The organism is Streptomyces sp. NPDC048191, from assembly GCF_040652655.1.
GTDB lineage: Bacteria > Actinomycetota > Actinomycetes > Streptomycetales > Streptomycetaceae > Streptomyces.
In genome coordinates this window covers 449,208-464,413 of the sequence record NZ_JBEZMO010000001.1, presented here as the reverse complement: position 1 = coordinate 464,413, position 15,206 = coordinate 449,208, and the positions used below count along the sequence as shown (strand labels likewise).

General features: G+C 70.6%; 16 protein-coding genes and 1 tRNA gene. 8 read left to right on the top strand and 9 right to left on the bottom strand.

Annotated features, from left to right (window positions below; all coding sequences use genetic code 11):
* Positions 1-142 precede the first annotated feature (142 nt).
* Entirely contained in the window at positions 143-883 is a 741-nt protein-coding gene (locus AB0D93_RS02125; protein ID WP_362111372.1) for an NAD(P)H-binding protein, read from the top strand.
* On the opposite strand, the gene sigJ is transcribed toward AB0D93_RS02125, so the two are convergent.
* A complete protein-coding gene (gene sigJ, locus AB0D93_RS02120; RefSeq protein ID WP_362111369.1) occupies positions 870-1,805 on the bottom strand; it encodes an RNA polymerase sigma factor SigJ in 936 nt (311 codons plus the stop codon). The genes AB0D93_RS02125 and sigJ overlap by 14 nt on opposite strands.
* A 626-nt stretch (positions 1,806-2,431) precedes the next feature.
* Entirely contained in the window at positions 2,432-2,758 is a 327-nt protein-coding gene (locus AB0D93_RS02115) for an antibiotic biosynthesis monooxygenase (protein WP_362111366.1), read from the bottom strand.
* 277 nt (positions 2,759-3,035) lie between these two features.
* Between AB0D93_RS02115 and AB0D93_RS02110 the strand changes: the two genes are divergently transcribed.
* From AB0D93_RS02110 to AB0D93_RS02100, 3 genes are all read left to right on the top strand, one after another.
* Entirely contained in the window at positions 3,036-4,514 is a 1,479-nt protein-coding gene (locus tag AB0D93_RS02110) for an FG-GAP and VCBS repeat-containing protein (protein WP_362111363.1), read from the top strand.
* Positions 4,515-4,730: 216 nt separating this feature from the next.
* Entirely contained in the window at positions 4,731-6,167 is a 1,437-nt protein-coding gene (locus AB0D93_RS02105) for an FG-GAP-like repeat-containing protein (RefSeq protein WP_362111360.1), read from the top strand.
* Between the two features lie 103 nt (positions 6,168-6,270).
* Entirely contained in the window at positions 6,271-7,335 is a 1,065-nt protein-coding gene (locus AB0D93_RS02100; RefSeq protein ID WP_362111357.1) for a YIP1 family protein, read from the top strand.
* A gap of 67 nt (positions 7,336-7,402) precedes the next feature.
* Here the strand turns inward: AB0D93_RS02100 and AB0D93_RS02095 are convergent, their stop codons facing one another.
* The 3 genes from AB0D93_RS02095 to AB0D93_RS02085 form a co-directional block, all read right to left on the bottom strand.
* Positions 7,403-7,900 carry a phosphoribosyltransferase gene (locus AB0D93_RS02095; protein ID WP_362111354.1) on the bottom strand — a complete coding sequence of 166 codons (498 nt, stop codon included), beginning with the start codon at positions 7,898-7,900 and terminating at the stop codon, positions 7,403-7,405.
* A 13-nt stretch (positions 7,901-7,913) separates the two neighbouring features.
* On the bottom strand, positions 7,914-8,489 hold the full coding sequence (gene dcd / locus AB0D93_RS02090) for a dCTP deaminase (RefSeq protein ID WP_362111351.1): 576 nt from the start codon (positions 8,487-8,489) through the stop codon (positions 7,914-7,916).
* 108 nt (positions 8,490-8,597) lie between these two features.
* Positions 8,598-8,756 (bottom strand): hypothetical protein, encoded by a 159-nt coding sequence (locus AB0D93_RS02085; RefSeq protein ID WP_362111348.1) that lies wholly within the window; start codon positions 8,754-8,756, stop codon positions 8,598-8,600.
* Between the two features lie 279 nt (positions 8,757-9,035).
* Here AB0D93_RS02085 and AB0D93_RS02080 point away from each other — a divergent pair.
* Both AB0D93_RS02080 and AB0D93_RS02075 read left to right on the top strand, forming a co-directional pair.
* A tRNA-Gly gene (locus tag AB0D93_RS02080) sits at positions 9,036-9,109 on the top strand.
* 213 nt (positions 9,110-9,322) lie between these two features.
* Positions 9,323-10,588 (top strand): DUF4365 domain-containing protein, encoded by a 1,266-nt coding sequence (locus AB0D93_RS02075; protein WP_362111345.1) that lies wholly within the window; start codon positions 9,323-9,325, stop codon positions 10,586-10,588.
* A 654-nt stretch (positions 10,589-11,242) separates the two neighbouring features.
* Here the strand turns inward: AB0D93_RS02075 and AB0D93_RS02070 are convergent.
* From AB0D93_RS02070 to AB0D93_RS02055, 4 genes are all read right to left on the bottom strand, one after another.
* Positions 11,243-11,641, bottom strand: a complete 399-nt coding sequence (locus tag AB0D93_RS02070; protein ID WP_362111342.1) for a PIN domain-containing protein — start codon at positions 11,639-11,641, stop codon at positions 11,243-11,245.
* Positions 11,638-11,919: a hypothetical protein gene (locus tag AB0D93_RS02065; RefSeq protein ID WP_362111339.1), complete on the bottom strand. Its 282-nt coding sequence runs from the start codon at positions 11,917-11,919 to the stop codon at positions 11,638-11,640. Before AB0D93_RS02065 ends, AB0D93_RS02070 begins: the two co-directional genes overlap by 4 nt.
* 430 nt (positions 11,920-12,349) lie before the next feature.
* Positions 12,350-12,556, bottom strand: a complete 207-nt coding sequence (locus AB0D93_RS02060; RefSeq protein ID WP_362111336.1) for a hypothetical protein — start codon at positions 12,554-12,556, stop codon at positions 12,350-12,352.
* A 261-nt stretch (positions 12,557-12,817) separates the two neighbouring features.
* Positions 12,818-13,726 carry a serine/threonine-protein kinase gene (locus AB0D93_RS02055; protein WP_362111333.1) on the bottom strand — a complete coding sequence of 303 codons (909 nt, stop codon included), beginning with the start codon at positions 13,724-13,726 and terminating at the stop codon, positions 12,818-12,820.
* Between the two features lie 108 nt (positions 13,727-13,834).
* On the opposite strand from AB0D93_RS02055, the gene AB0D93_RS02050 reads away from it, so the two are divergent.
* Both AB0D93_RS02050 and AB0D93_RS02045 read left to right on the top strand, forming a co-directional pair.
* Positions 13,835-14,380, top strand: a complete 546-nt coding sequence (locus AB0D93_RS02050) for a sigma-70 family RNA polymerase sigma factor (protein ID WP_362111330.1) — start codon at positions 13,835-13,837, stop codon at positions 14,378-14,380.
* Positions 14,381-14,441: 61 nt separating this feature from the next.
* Positions 14,442-15,188 carry a hypothetical protein gene (locus tag AB0D93_RS02045; RefSeq protein WP_362111327.1) on the top strand — a complete coding sequence of 249 codons (747 nt, stop codon included), beginning with the start codon at positions 14,442-14,444 and terminating at the stop codon, positions 15,186-15,188.
* Positions 15,189-15,206 lie beyond the last annotated feature (18 nt).

The following is a 15,206-nucleotide window of genomic DNA, read 5'->3' as shown; positions in this document are numbered from 1 at the left end:
CGGCCCCGTTCAGTCCCTCCCCGGCCCGGCTGTCACAGATCCGGCCGCTGCCCTGTCCTGCTGGTGTGCGTGCTCACGCACCGGGTCCGGCCGACGGCGCCGGCACCCGCCGAAAAGACCGGTTCAGTGAACGGAGACAGTGATGAGGATCGTGGTTGTCGGTGGTACGGGGCTCATCGGCACACAGGTGGTGGCGCGCTTGCGCGACGGAGGTCACGACGCCGTGCCCGCCGCCCCCTCCAAAGGAGTGAACGCCCTCACCGGTGAGGGCCTGGCGGACGCCCTCAAGGGCGCCGACGTCGTCGTGGACGTGTCGAACTCCCCGTCCTTCGACACCGAACCGGCACTGGACTTCTTCACCCGCTCGGCACGGAACCTGTTCGCGGCCGAGAAGGAGGCGGGCGTGCGTCACCACGTCACCCTGTCCATCGTCGGCGTCGACCAGGTGCCGGACTACGGCTACTACCGGGCCAAGGTCGCCCAGGAAGAGGCCGCGCGCGGCAGCGGCGTCCCCTACAGCATCGTGCGCGCCACCCAGTTCTTCGAGTTCATCGCCCCGGTGATGGACATGTGCACCGAGGGCACGGAGGTGCACCTGCCCTCCCTGCGGCTGCGCCCGATGGCCTCCGCCGACGTCGCCGCCGCCGTCGCCCGGGCGGCGCAGGGCGAACCGTCGAACGGCGTCCACAACATCGCGGGACCCGAGGTCCAGCGGCTCCACCGGCTCGCCGAGATCACCCTGGCGGCGAAGCCGGACGGCCGTACCGTCGTCATCGACGAGACCGCCGGACCGTTCGCGGGCATGCCCGACGAGGCACTCATCGGCGACGACACCGCGCACCTCGCCACCCTGCGCTACGAGGACTGGCTCACCCGGAACTGACCCGGCCGGACCCCGGGTCCGCGGGCCTGCGCGCCGAACGCTCGTAGGCCCGCAGCTTCTCCGGCGCCAGCACCCAGTACAGGCCGTCGATGCCGTCCGGCCCGGCCGTGACGCCCACCAGGGCGACCGTGACCCCGTCCTGGACGAGCCGTATGCCGGGCCGGCCGTTGGCCTCGACGACGCCGTACTCGGCGCCGGGGAAGAACCTCCGGGCGAAGGCGCTGACCCTGGCCACGCGCCCGGCCCCCACCACCGCCAGGCGGGCCACACCACGCATGCCGTTGCCGTCCGCGTAGGCGACCGCGTCGGCCGACAGGACGCTCTCCAGCGCGGCCACGTCACCGTGCCGCGCGGCGGCGACGAAGGCCTCGACCAGCCGCCGGTGCTCGGCCGCCTCGACGGGCTCGCGGCGCTCGGCGGACAGGCGCCTGCGGGCCCGGCTGATGATCTGCCGGGCGTTGGCCTGGCTCAGCTGCAGCATGCCCGCGATCTCGCCGTACGAGTACGCGAACGCCTCACGCAGCACATAGACCGCCCGCTCCACCGGGTTCAGCTTCTGCAGGACCACCAGCACCGCCAGCTCCAGTGCCTCGCCGCGCTCCGCGCCGACCTCGGGATCCACGCTGGTGTCCACCGGCTCCGGCAGCCAGGGCCCCACGTACGCCTCACGGCGGACCCGCGCCGACTGGGCCACGTTGACGGCCAGCCGGGTGGCGACCGTCGCGAGGAACGCCCCGGGATCCCGCACCGCCTCCCGGTCGGTGCCCTGCCAGCGCACCCACGCCTCCTGCACCACGTCCTCGGCCTCGGCCACGCTGCCCAGGATGCGGTAGGCGACCCCGAACAGCCGCGGCCGCAGCCGCTGGAAGACCTCCGCCGCCTCCTGCAGCGAACCCTCGGTGTGCTGCTCTCGCTCGTCCATGGTGCCGATGCCTTTCGAGGATGGTCAGCGGGGCGACGGCAGTTCGGTGAAAGACCGGCTCGCCGGCCGCCGCGCCGTCATGCGCTCGCCTGCCCGAGCCGGTGGGGCCTCGCCGCCGGGGACGGCGGCCGTGCACGTCCTGTTCGGCGTGGCCACCCCGCTGTCGGCGATCGTGCCGGGGGCACGGTTCGCGGCCCCGGGGACGCGGCCGCGCCCCCGGCCGCCGCTCCCGCTCGCGGTCAAGGCGGTGGTGCCGGGCGGCGGGGGTGCCGGGCGGCGGGACGGCGGCCCTGCACGGCGTCGCGCAGCCCCGCCGCCACGGCCATGGCGGTCGCCGTGGTCGCGAACACCGCGCCGGCCGAGCCCTTCCGCCGCGCCACCCCGCCCGTGCGACGCCGCTCGGCCAGGGCCTGTCGTTCGGATCAGGTCGCAGGACAGGGCCGGGGCCGACCGGCGCCGGTGAGCGGGGTCTGGCGCGTGCGGCTGCAAGGCGGAGGAGGGAGTCGACGCGATGGGGGTCCGCCCGCGCGAGCGAAGCCGAGCGTGGGGGAGTCGGCGACCGACGACGCCGCCGCAGACGTGCGTGCCGGGCCCCGCGTCCGCGGCGTGACCCAGACGACAGGCCCTTAGGCGCCCTTCGGCCCCGCCTGCTGCACCACCTCGAAGGACCACAGGGTGGAACCGGAGGCCGCAGGCTTCGGGCGCTCGGCACCCTCGCCGCCGCCCTGGTGCGCGGCCTTCATCGGCCCCTCCAGCCACGCCTGGAAGGACTCCTCGTCACGCCAGCGCGTGTAGACGAGGTAGGTGTCGGTGCCCTCGATGGGCCGCAGGAGCTCGAACCACTCGAAGCCGTCGGAGCTCTCCACCGCGTGGGCCCGGGAGGCGAATCGCTTCTCCAGCACCTCCCGCTGCTCGGCGGGCACGGTCAGCACGTTGATCTTCACTACGCTCATGGCACCATCCTGGCCCACCGCCTCCGCGCACCCGCGCCGCCCCGGGGTGTCGGGAGCGGCGAGGGTGACGTACGGGCGTGGAGGTGGGCCGGTCTCGCTCACGGCAGTCACAGGAATTTACCGTTCTCACGTACAACCCTTACGTGTGCCGGCGGGTCTCCTGATCGCCGACCGCCCGGTGAACCGTGGGCCAACCCACGGCGAACGGGGGCGGTCCGCACCCCATCGACTGTGGATGCCCGCCAGGCATCCCCCGCATGCAGCAGGAGAAACCCGCATGCACAGACCCCTGCGACTCGCCCTCGCGACGGCCACCGCTGCCGCGCTGACGGGCGGTCTGCTCACGTTCTCGGCCGTGACCGCCACGGCCGCGGACTCCACCACCGTCCCGCACGCCGACTTCAACGGCGACGGAATCGGCGACGTGGCCTTCTCGGCCGACGGCGCCTACGTGAACGGCAGGAGCGGCGCCGGCCAGCTGGTCGTCCTCTACGGCACGAGCAGCGGCGTCCACTCCGACAAGCGCTCCACGATCAGCCAGAACACCGCCGGCTCGCCCGGCACCGCCGAGTCCGGCGACCACTTCGGCGCGGAGACCGCGTACGCCGACTTCAACGGCGACGGCTACGACGACATCGCGGTCGGTTCCCCCGGCGAGGACGTCGGCAGCGACAAGGACGGCGGCGGCCTCGCGATCCTGTGGGGCTCGGCCCAGGGCATCACCGGCAAGGGCGTCACCGTCGCCGACCCGGCCCCCTCCAGCCACGACTACTGGGGCAAGAACCTCGCCGCCGGCGACTTCGACGGCGACGGCAGGGCCGACCTCGCCGTCGGCAGCTCCGCCGCCACGATCTACGTCCTCAAGGGCGGCATCGACGCCTCCGGCGTCCCGGGCGGCAAGTACACGATCAAGCCCCCGATCATGGGCACCGACGCGAGCGGCCCGCTCAACCTGACCGCCGGCAACATCAACGGCGGCAAGGAGACCGACCTGGTCGTCGACGGCTTCGAGACCGACACCGACTACGGTTGGAACCGCAACTACTACATCCCCGGCACCTCCAGCGGTCTGGACATGTCCCAGTCCGAGACCCTCAAGCCGGGCGTGATCACCGCGATCGGCGACATCGACGGCGACGGCTACGGCGACGTGGTCAGCGGCGCCTACTGGAACACCACCACCGAGGACGGCACCTCCGTGCCCGACTCCGGCAAGGGCGGCAAGGTCTGGGTGACGTACGGCTCCGACGGCGGCCCCCTCACCACCGCCGCCACCGGCATCACCCAGGACACCGGCAACGTCCCCGGCACGGCCGAGGGCAACGACTTCTTCGGGTACGAGCTCGACCTCGGCGACATCGACGGCGACGGCTACCTCGACCTGGCGATCGGCGTGGCGGGCGAGAACATCGGCAGCGCGACGAACACCGGCTCCGTCGCCGTCCTCTACGGCACCCCCACGGGCCTGAACACCCAGACCCGCGCCCAGGGCTTCGCCCAGTCCACCCCGGGCGTGCCCGGCAACGACGAGAAGAACGACTACTTCGGCCAGGACGTGAAGCTCGACGACGTCACCGGCGACGGCAGGGCCGACCTGCTCGTCGGCTCCGAGGAGAACGCCGCCAACGGAGCGGTGACCTACCTGCCCTCCGACGGCACGAAGATCAGCACGAGCGGCTCGCGCACCATCTCGCCGAGCACCTCGGGCGTCTCGACGACGGGGACGCCGTACTTCGGCGCGAACTTCGCCGACTGACGCGCCACTTGGCCGGCCCAAGTACGAAACCCCGTTGTCCCGCGGGCCGGTGGCCGACTGCCGGCCCGCGGGGCTGATCGCGCGGTTCCCCCGCGGTGCCCCGGGGAGCCGCGGTCCCGCCGGCTCGCGGGCCGGGCGAGTGCGCCCCGGCCCGCAGCGGCGCCGGTTCGGCCGCCGGCCCCCCGTACCGCCCTCTCCGTACCCCTAGGAGCCTCCTTGCGCAAGCGCACCCTCCTCCTCGCCACGGCCCTGACCACGGGCCTGCTCACCGCCCTCCCCGCCACCGCGGCCTCCGCCGCGCCCTCGGGCCTGTCCGGTGACTTCAACGGCGACGGCTACCGCGACCTCGCCGTCTCCGCCCCGATCGCGAAGGTCTCCGGCAGGTCCGGCGCCGGTTACGTGGCCGTCGTCTACGGCTCGGCGAGCGGCCTGGACACCGCCAAGCGCCAGATCATCAGCCAGGCCACGGACGGCGTCCCCGGCACGCCCGAGTCCGGCGACTACTTCGGCGACCGCGTGACCAGTGGCGATCTGGACGGTGACGGCTACACCGACCTGGTCGTGGGCGTGCACAGCGAGCGGATCGGCACCACGGACTCCTACGGCACGCTGACCGTGCTGTGGGGCGGCCCGGACGGCATCAGGTCCGGCACCGACATCTCCTCGCCGCTGCCCGAGTACCGCAACGAGCTGGGCTGGGCGCTGGCGGCGGGCGACTTCGACGGTGACGGCCACACCGACCTGGCGGCCGGCAACAACTCCACGCCCTCCCTGAACATCTTCCGCGGCCCGATCTCCCGCGCCGGCAAGGCGGCCTCGCTCATCGGCATCGACACCGTCGGCCAGACCACGATCTACCCCGACAAGCTGATCGCCGGCGAGGTCAACGGCGACGGCAGGACGGACCTGCTGGTCATGGGCCAGGAGGAGACCACCTCCGGGGACTACCGCACCCGAAGCGTCCTGTACACCGGCTCGGCCACGGGCCCCAAGCCGGGCAAGAAGCTCGCGGGCGGCTACGCCGGGGTCATCGCGGACGTGGACAAGGACGGGTACGGCGACATCGTCACCGGCAACTTCATGGAGAAGTCCACGACGGAGCCGAACGGCGGCCTGGGCGGCGCGGTCACGGTGACCTACGGCGCGGCCGGCGGCCTGAGCACCCGCACCCCCGTCCGCATCACCCAGGACACGGCCGGCGTGCCCGGCACCGGTGAGAAGGGCGACGGCTTCGGCTGGAGCCTCTCGGCCGGCGACACCAACGGCGACGGATACCCGGACATCGCCGTCGGCGCCGACAGCGAGGCCATCGGCTCGGTGCGGCACGCGGGCACGGTCACCGTCCTGCGCGGCTCGGCCTCCGGCCTGACCGGCTCCGGCGCCAAGTCCTTCTCCCAGAACACGGCGGGCGTCCCCGGCACCGCTGAGGCCGAGGACTACTTCGGCTCGTCCGTCCGGCTCACGGACACCAACGGCGACGGCCGCGCGGAGCTCGTCGCGGGCGCCTACGGCGAGAACACCGGCGACGGCGCCGTATGGCTGCTGAAGTCCACCACGTCCGGCGTCACGGCCACCGGCGCCCGGTCCTTCGGCGGCGCGACGGTGGGCGGTCCGGCGGGAGACGCGTACTTCGGCGACGTCCTGGAGGGCTGAGCCGGACGACGGGCCGGGGGCGGGGCGGACGGGCCGGGCCTTCGGGAAACGGGGGGACATCCCTGAAGTGCCCCTGGCCCAGGCGCTGACGGTCCCTTAGGGGATGTCACAGGTCGGCCGCAAAGCCGGGCCCGGACGCCCGGGCCCGGCACGTCACTCTCCGGGACCAGGTACGTTCGATGACGTGGCTGGATTCAGGATCGGACGCGGGGGGCGGGACAACCGCACCCCCCAAGGACAGCAGGCGTCGCAGGGACCGTCGTACGGCCGGCCCGGACCGCAGCAGGGGCAGCCGGGGCCGTCGTACGGGCAGCCCGCGGGGCCCTCGTACGGCTACCCGCAGGCGCCGCAGCGGCCCCACCCGCGCCAGGGACAGCAGCCGTCGTACCCCGGGCAGGGACAGCCGTACGCCCGGCCGGGACAGTCGTACGGCCGTCCCGGCCCGGGCGAGGACGGACCGGAGTACTTCGGCGACGGCGGCTACCCGGCCGGCGGCGCCGGCCACGATCCCTACGCGGCCAACAACCCGGGCCACACCCAGGCGTTCTCGATCGACGAGGCGGCCGGCTACACCCAAGGCGCGACCTACCAGGCCGGCTCCGCCGCCGCGCCCGCGGCCCCGCTCGGCCCGCCCCTGCACTGGAAGGAGCTGCTGAAGGGAATCGTCTTCTCCCCGAACCAGACCTTCCTGCGCATGCGGGACTACACGATGTGGGCCCCCGCCCTGATCGTGACCTTCCTCTACGGCCTGCTCGCCGTGTTCGGCTTCGACGGCGCCCGCAAGGACGCGATAGGCGCCACGCTCTCCAACGCGGTGCCGATCGTGCTGATCACGGCGGTCGTGATGGTGCTCGGCCTGTTCGTCCTGGGCGTGGTCACCCACACCCTGGCCCGCCAGCTCGGCGGTGACGGCGCCTGGCAGCCGACGGTCGGCCTGTCCATGCTGATCACGGCCCTCACGGACGCGCCCCGCCTGGTCTTCGCCATGTTCTTCGGCGGCGACGCCGGCTTCGTGCAGCTGCTCGGCTGGGCCACCTGGATCGGCGCGGGCGCCCTGCTGACCCTGATGGTCTCCCGCTCCCACGACCTGCCCTGGCCGAAGGCGCTGGGGGCGTCGGCGATCCAGCTGATCGCGCTGCTGTCGATAGTGAAGCTGGGCACGTTCTGATTCCCGCGACGGCATGCGAAAGGGCCCCCGGCGCCACGGCCGGGGGCCCTTCGTACGTGCGGCGGCTCTAGGCGTCGAGCACCTGCCCCACCCGCTTCACCACGGGCGGCTCCACACTCCACGGGAAGTTGATCCAGTCGTCCGTCCGCTTCCAGACGTACTCGCACTTCACCAGGGACTGGGACTTCTCATAGATCACCGCGGAGCGCACCTCGGCGACGGTGTCCAGGCAGAAGTCGCGGACGAGCTTCAGCGTCTTGCCGGTGTCGGCGACGTCGTCGGTGATCAGTACCTTCTTGTCGGAGAAGTCGATCACGTTGGGGACGGGCGCGAGCATGACCGGCATCTCGAGGGTGGTCCCCACGCCCGTGTAGAACTCGACGTTCACGAGGTGGATGTTCTTGCAGTCGAGGGCGTACGCGAGCCCGCCCGCGACGAAGACGCCGCCCCGGGCGATGCTGAGCACGATGTCCGGCTCGTACCCGTCGTCGGCGATGGTCTGCGCCAGCTCGCGGACGGCGGCCCCGAACCGCTCGTACGTCAGGTTCTCGCGCACTTCACTCATGTCGCTGTGGCCCTCACACCTGGGTCCGATGGAAATTGACGTAGGACCGCGAGGCGGTCGGCCCGCGCTGCCCCTGGTAGCGGGAGCCGTAGCGCTCGCTGCCGTACGGGAACTCGGCGGGCGAGCTCAGCCTGAACATGCACAGCTGCCCGATCTTCATGCCCGGCCAGAGCTTGATCGGCAGGGTGGCGAGGTTGGACAGCTCGAGGGTGACGTGCCCGCTGAAGCCGGGGTCGATGAACCCGGCGGTGGAGTGCGTGACGAGCCCGAGCCGCCCGAGCGAGCTCTTCCCCTCCAGCCGTGAGGCAAGATCATCGGGCAGGCTGATGACCTCGTACGTGGAGGCGAGCACGAACTCCCCGGGGTGCAGGATGAACGGCTCGTCCCCTTCCGGCTCGACCAGCCGGGTCAGGTCGGGCTGCTCGACCGAGGGGTCGATGTGCGGGTACCGGTGGTTCTCGAACACCCGGAAGTAACGGTCCAGCCGGACATCGATGCTCGACGGCTGCACCATGGATTCGTCGTAGGGATCGATCCGTACCCGCCCGGCGTCGATCTCGGCCCGGATGTCCTTGTCTGAGAGAAGCACGTAGCGAGGATACGCAAGGCGCGCGGAGCCGTGACAATCGTGACGGCTCCGCGCGCCTGCGTAACCACTGCGTATCCCTGTTACCGGTGGTGTTCCCGGTACGTCTTGCTAACGCTTCTCCAGGGTGACCGGCACCACACTGCGGAGCCGGGCACACCCGGGACACCTCATGAGCCGGCCGGGGCCGAGCCGCTCGGCCTGCTGCATCGGGAACGAAGCGGTGCTGAAGACGTGCCCGTCCGCGCAGCGGACGACGGTGCGTTCCATCAAGTCCCTTAAGTCCCTTCCCCAAGAGCCTCGTCGGGCTCACCGCCCTGACGACAAAAGCCACATTACGGGATCATAGAGACGACTCTCCAGGCGGCACTCCGAGCTCCCCCGACCCCTCCGCCAGGCCTCCACGGTACGCCCCAACTCGGCCCGCCCGCAGCCGGATCCCACCCCTGAAACAGACGCAGACCCCAGGGCTACGGGCACCGGGGGTCTGCGATGATGTACAGTGAGCAAGCGTCCGGACAGGACCCGTGAGGATCATGTCCGTTCTACGCGGGTGTAGTTTAATGGTAGAACATCAGCTTCCCAAGCTGAGAGCGCGAGTTCGATTCTCGTCACCCGCTCCATGAGGCCCAGATCATCGATCCGGGCCTTTTTGCTGTCCCTGGTGATCATTGCGTGCCAGATGGTTCACCGGAAGGCAGTGTCCCGGCGAGAGGCTTCCCAGGCTGGGCATGTGGCCCCCAGGCCGGATGTCAGAGGCGTGCGGCAGGATGTCGAAGGACGGTGCTGTCCCGGATCTGCCGGGGTCCGGCGAGGGAGCTCCGGGGGAGGACGACATGCCGAAGATCTCGAAAGGGCGGCGAGTGGGGCAGGCCGCCGTGAACGCGCTGCGCTCCCTTTTCGAAGAGCACGACCACATCGTTCAGGAAATTTCCGGGCAGAACGATTTCGGCGAGGACCTCTACGTCACCTTCACCCACAACGGGCATCTCACGAGCGACACGATCAAGGTTCAGGTCAAGGGTGGGAGCAGCCGGCGCCGAGGCAACGGCTACGCGGTGCGTGTCGACCAGCACGGCGACACCTGGGCGAACGGGAACATCCCCGTCTACTGCGTGGTGTACGACCCTGACACCAGACAACTGCACTGGGCGAACGGAACCCAACAGCTCCGTCGGTCCGGTCCGCTGAGTCCGTCGCGCTTCATCGGGGTCAGCCCCAACGCGGTGCTGGACGACACCACCATGGCGTCCTTCGTCGCCCAGGCCCGCCGCTACGTCGGGCGTTATCGAGATCGGCAGGCCGTCCTCACCCACCTCGGCGAGATGTCCGGCGTCGAATTCGACGCGGCGGACCACGTTCTGCACTTCGTCAACGGCTACGACGAGGACCTCATCTTCTGGAAGCGCCCGGGGGACCGTGTGGCGACGCTGCTGCTCAGCGCCCAGGACTGGGAACCGGTTCTCGTCACCCTGGAGTCCCTGATGCGCGGCCGGATCGAGGTACCCGAGGACCTAAGAGGCGGTGAATCCCCGGACCCCGATCTGTGGACCGCCGAGGACCTGGAGCTTAGCCCGTCGGAGATCATGTGGGCGACCTCGTGCTTCATGTCCACCCGAGAGGCCGACGAGGGGCCGGGGGACGACACCATCGGCCCCGTCGAGTGCGCGGGGTGCCCTGACTGCACGGACGAGGAGCCCGTGGAGCACGGCCGGATCGAGGCCGACCTGCTCCACGACTACCTCCTCGCCCGTATCCTCGACCGGATCGACGCCGAGCCCGATCTGATGCGACGCTCGATCCTCGCCATGCGCGAGGACGGCGAACTCGGACCGGAGGTCGTCGCCGAGCTCGGGCCTCTCGAAACCGAGCCCCGTGTCGTCCGTCAGGTCAACAGGCTGAGCCGGGCGACAGTGTCGACGGTGGACGATATGGAGCCGGGGGCCTTCCAGCTGGCCGTCCTCTACCTCATACACCGCGTCTACATCGGCGGCCCCGCACTCTCCCTCGGCGAGCAGGTCCGCATCGTCTGGCGCATACCCGAGCCCACGGCATCCGAGGAGGCCGTCGAAATTGACCAGGCTCCGGCCGCCCGGACGTGACCAACCCGCTGAGTGGCCCCGCGCATCGGTCGCGGCCACGAGCGGCCGCACAGCGATCCTCAGATGTCCCCGGTTCCTGGCCGATTCCGCCAGGGCAGTCAGGGACTCCCGCGCAGCATGGTCCGTCAGGGCATCCCACAGCCCGGCCGGTGGGGCATTGGTACACCGTGCCTTCCTGCCATGGACGTAGACGGGTGTCAGGGGGCCCGAGTGCCGCGCGAAACTGGGCTCAAGCTCAAGAGAGCGTCCCCGATGTCCCTGTCCGCCACCATGTCGTGCCCGAGGCGGCGGGCGTCCATGGCCGACTCCATCAGGGCCCTTTGCAAGGCTGTGCTGGTTTCGTACCTGTCGATGAGGGCGCAGCCATCGGCGAGATACTGGGTGATCTACCCCAGGCGTCCTGGCCGTTGATGTCAACCGAGCAGTTTCACGGCGCGGGCTAGGCTCTTGTCTCGATGCCCCGGCGGCGAATGTGCCGCAGTCGACGTCCATACGATCTCGCTTGCTCTCACCGGTGGCGTGGGGCGCGTCACGAGGACCTTTTCCAAGCGCTCGCCCTTGAAGCGGGGCATGAGGACAGGCGGGAACAACCAGCACGATCAATTTCAGGACGATCTCCGCACAGCGAGCACCGTCTCTGCAGAGCGCCTCGGCTCAGACCTTCTCCGAACTCACGCGTGGGTGCTCGGCAGTGAGCAGGGCGATGTCTTCCACATCACAAGTCAGGATCGTCACCCGGCCGGGATGCTGAAGGGCGGTCGCGCACAGCATGGCGTCGATGGCGTACTTGTGGCCGTGCAGCCCCGCTGCACGCAGCAAAGCGGCAGCGGATTGCGCGACGGCCTGGGTCACCGGCTCGACACTCAGTCGGGACAGGGTCCACTTCAGTGCGGCGTCGTTGACCTTTGGGTGGATCACCTCGACCAGCACCGCTGCCGAGGTGATCACGGGCAGGTCCGCGTCGCGAGCCGCCGTCAGCCACTCGTGGATTTCCCGATCACGCTGTACGGCCTTTGCCAGGCCCTCACTGTCCAGGACCAGGGCACCGCTCACGCGGCCGCCCCCGCATGTGAGGCGCCGCCGGTCAGCCGGGCACGCTTGGCCGCCACGGCCTCGGGGTCGGCCGGCCCGTGCACCCTGTCGAAGTCCGCGATCAACTCGTCCAGGTTGTCCCGCTCGATCTGCCGCTGGGCCGCCTTCTCCAGGTACGCCGATACGCCCCGCTTACCGACCCGCTCACGGATCGCCTGCAGAGTTCCGGCCGTCAGTGTGACGGAGATGCCGCTGGTAGGGCCGTCGCCGGGCAGGAAGTCAACGTCGTCGTCAGCCACATCCGCAGTATGCCATAAAAAATGGCATACTGCGGACAGGTTCGTGGGTGCTGTGCAGCCGCACGTCCCCTCGACAGCCGCCCCCGCACCGGGGCGGACCGCGCCCGGTTGTCCCCTCAGTGGCGCCGGTCTCCCCCCTTCTGGGATTGCGTGCCCTCCGCGTGCCCGTAAGAACGGAAAACCGCGGTCAACAGCGGTGCAATCCAACGCACACGACCACTCCGAGATCCGAGTATCCGTGCTGGTCAAAGGCATGGAGCCGGTGCAAGCGCCCTCGCTTCCCAAGCTGAGAGCGCGAGTTCGATTCTCGTCACCCGCTCCATGATGAAACCCCAGGTCAGCGACCTGGGGTTTTGTTGTTCAGTCTCGGCGGGCCGAGTCGCGCCGCCCCGCCGGGGGCCCGACCCAGTGAGCCGGGGCTCGCTTCGCCCTACGGCCAGAAGCGGCCGGCACCGGTGGACAGCTTGGCGACCGTCGCACTCTTGACGAGGGCCGCGGCCCGCGCGCCCTGCCAGGTACCTCCGGTGGTCAGGGGAGCCCAGCGCGGACTGTTGCCCACTCCGAGGGTGCCGGCGATCTCGTGCGGTGCGGCCCGCTCGGTCAGGTAGGGGCGCTGGCCGAAGCGCCCGGCTCCCACGGCTCGACCATGAGCGACCGGCTCTCCCGTGTCGCGCGCGAGTACAGGTCGGCGGGCGGGCTCGTCACCGGTACGTCGCGCCGCGGGCGCGGCCGGTGCAGTGCGTCCGCTCGCCCGGCAGTGCACCGCGGACAGCGATCTCTCCCCAGCGGGCCGAAGGCGCCGAGGCGGACCATGAGCCGCGGCGAGCGTCGTGCCGGGACCTGCTGCGGCGCTCGCGAACAGGCGGCGCCTTCCGTATGGGACGCGGTACCCGCGAGTTCAGCGGGACAGCCAGGTCAGTGCCGCTGTCATCACGAACACGACGACCGCCGCGAGCCAGACCGTCAGGCGCGTCGGCCCCGAGGACCTGACCGACGCCCGCTCCTCTTCCTCCTGTGACAGCAGAGCGTCCGCGAACGCCCGGGCGCTCTGCGGGCGTTCGTCGGGTTCTACGGACAGCGCGGCACGAAGCAGTGCCTGGATGCCGTCCGGAACCCCCAGCTCGCTGGGAAGGGTCGGCAACGACGACGTCGACGCCTGTCGCGTCACAGGGACCGTGCGACCGCCCGACCCGAACGGCTTGCGTCCGGTCAGCAACTCGAACGCGACGACACCGAGGGCGTACACATCGGCCCGGCCGTCGAACCCGCCGGTCTGGAAGGCCTGTTCGGGCGCCATGTACGCGGGAGTGCCGGTGGTCACTGTCAGCCCCGACGCGTCGGCCAGTTGCTTCGCGCTGCCGAGGTCCGCGACAAGTACGGCGGCAGGCGTGCGGCTGGCGTCGAGCAGGAGGTTCGACGGCTTGACGTCCCGGTGGACGACGCCCGCGTCATGGAGCACCTGAACCGCGTACCCGGCCTCGGCCGCGAGCCGGAGCGCCTCCGCAGGCCCGCAGTGCCCTGTCTGCTCGGCCAGCGTGCCGCCCCGGACGTAGTCCATGACGAAGTACGGCCGCTCGTCCTGGACGCCGACGTCGTGAACGCGCACGACACGTGGGCTGGAGATCCTGCGCAGCAGCCTCGCCTCCGCCAGGAAGCGCTGTCGTACGTCGGCGTTCGACGCCCAGTTGTCGGCCAGCACCTTGACCGCGACGTCGGTGTCGAGCTCGGGGTCGTATGCCTTCCAGACGGTGGCGAACGAACCGGCTCCCAGCCTGTCCTCGAGGAGATAACGACCTAGCTTCTGCATGTGGCAACATTTTTCCCGGGGCGATGTGGCGGATGTGGCCGGCTGTGGTGGGGGACTTCCGTGTGACCCGGTGGGGTCCAGGCCGGACGATAGCGGGGGGACAGCAGGGTGTTCGAAGAGGATGAGCTGACGCACCTCGTGGCGTCCGCCCAGGCAGGTGACCGGGCGTCCCTGGACCGCCTCCTCGTCAGAGTGCGGCCTACCGTCATGCGCCGCTGCTCCCGGTTCCTCCCGCACCACGCCGACGCCGAAGAGGCCGCGCAGGACGCCCTGTTGTCCATCAGCACGCATCTGCACGAGTACAGCGGGCGGGGCTCGTTCCTCGGTTGGGTGACCGTGATCGCGTCGAACGCCGCCAGGGCCACGTACCGCTCGATGCGCCGGCGCGCGGAGGACAGTCATGCGGTCGTTCCCGACGGTGTCGACCCTCGGATGACGAGCGTCATCGCGGGGACCCGCCTGGACCTGATGGAGTCGCTTGCCGCACTGGAGGAGCGGCACCCGGCCCTGGTGGAGTCCTTCGTGCTCCGCGATCTCGGAGACCTGACCTATCTCCAGGTCGCCGAGATCACCGACGCTCCTCTGGGCACGGTCAAGGACCGCATCCATCAGGCTCGCCGCTTCATGCGGGAGCGTCTCGGCGGTGGGCTCTGAGACGCCCCGCCTTCCCGCTCTCGCCCGGCATCAGCTCGACCGAGGGCCGGGAGGTGCTGCCATGCGTCCTCGGACGATCGTCGTCATCCTGGCGGTAGCCATCGGACTCGGCCTGTTGACCGGCCGGTTCGTCCTGCCCGCGCCCTCTGCTCCGGCCACCCCGACGGTGACCCCGGGCGCTGCGGCGTCCTCGCCGGGCAACGGCTCTCCGACGCCGAGGCCCGCGAGCGGACCCATGACGAACCGGCACTTGTTGACAGCGGCCGACTTCAGCGAGGTTGGTCTCGCCAAGCGCATCTACGTGCGGGACCGCGTCGGAGACGGCAACTACGCCAACGCGACCTGCGCCGGTGAGAAGACCCTCGGCGAGACGCTGGGATCGTACGGCGCGCACTTCCGCGGGTTGGTGACGAGCAAGGACACGGGCCACGGCGACAACACCGAGGCGGCGGACATCGGCGATCAGGTCGCACGCGAAGTCGCCGACGACGCCGGAAGCCGCGCACTGGCTCAGAACTACGCGGAACGCCTGCTGTTGGAGGAAGTGCCGTGCCAGAGCGAGCCCGCCACTCACTGGATCTACGGGCCCACGCACACGGTTGACGTCGCTGTGGACATCAACGCGAGCTGGATGGGTGTGTACGGCGGCGACCTGAACACCACCGGGACGGCACCGCGAGGAAAGGAGCCGTGTGGAGGCGTCGCCATACTCCGCAACGGCTCGCACTACGGGGTCCTGGAGATCGATGCCTGCCTGGACACGGCTGCGATGACGCGGATCGTCCGTACGGCCGTGACTCGGCTCTGAGGTCACCCCCGCCCCACC

What these genes read in the sequence shown, in the direction of transcription:
- sigJ (WP_362111369.1), bottom strand. Translation starts at nt 1,805, where the DNA reads ATGGACGAGCGAGAGCAGCACACCGAGGGTTCGCTGCAGGAGGCGGCG.
- AB0D93_RS02110 (WP_362111363.1), top strand. Translation starts at nt 3,036, where the DNA reads ATGCACAGACCCCTGCGACTCGCCCTCGCGACGGCCACCGCTGCCGCG.
- AB0D93_RS02085 (WP_362111348.1), bottom strand. Translation starts at nt 8,756, where the DNA reads ATGGAACGCACCGTCGTCCGCTGCGCGGACGGGCACGTCTTCAGCACC.
- AB0D93_RS02055 (WP_362111333.1), bottom strand. Translation starts at nt 13,726, where the DNA reads ATGCAGAAGCTAGGTCGTTATCTCCTCGAGGACAGGCTGGGAGCCGGT.
- AB0D93_RS02115 (WP_362111366.1), bottom strand. Translation starts at nt 2,758, where the DNA reads ATGAGCGTAGTGAAGATCAACGTGCTGACCGTGCCCGCCGAGCAGCGG.
- AB0D93_RS02100 (WP_362111357.1), top strand. Translation starts at nt 6,271, where the DNA reads ATGTCACAGGTCGGCCGCAAAGCCGGGCCCGGACGCCCGGGCCCGGCA.
- AB0D93_RS02125 (WP_362111372.1), top strand. Translation starts at nt 143, where the DNA reads ATGAGGATCGTGGTTGTCGGTGGTACGGGGCTCATCGGCACACAGGTG.
- AB0D93_RS02045 (WP_362111327.1), top strand. Translation starts at nt 14,442, where the DNA reads ATGCGTCCTCGGACGATCGTCGTCATCCTGGCGGTAGCCATCGGACTC.
- AB0D93_RS02095 (WP_362111354.1), bottom strand. Translation starts at nt 7,900, where the DNA reads ATGAGTGAAGTGCGCGAGAACCTGACGTACGAGCGGTTCGGGGCCGCC.
- AB0D93_RS02075 (WP_362111345.1), top strand. Translation starts at nt 9,323, where the DNA reads ATGCCGAAGATCTCGAAAGGGCGGCGAGTGGGGCAGGCCGCCGTGAAC.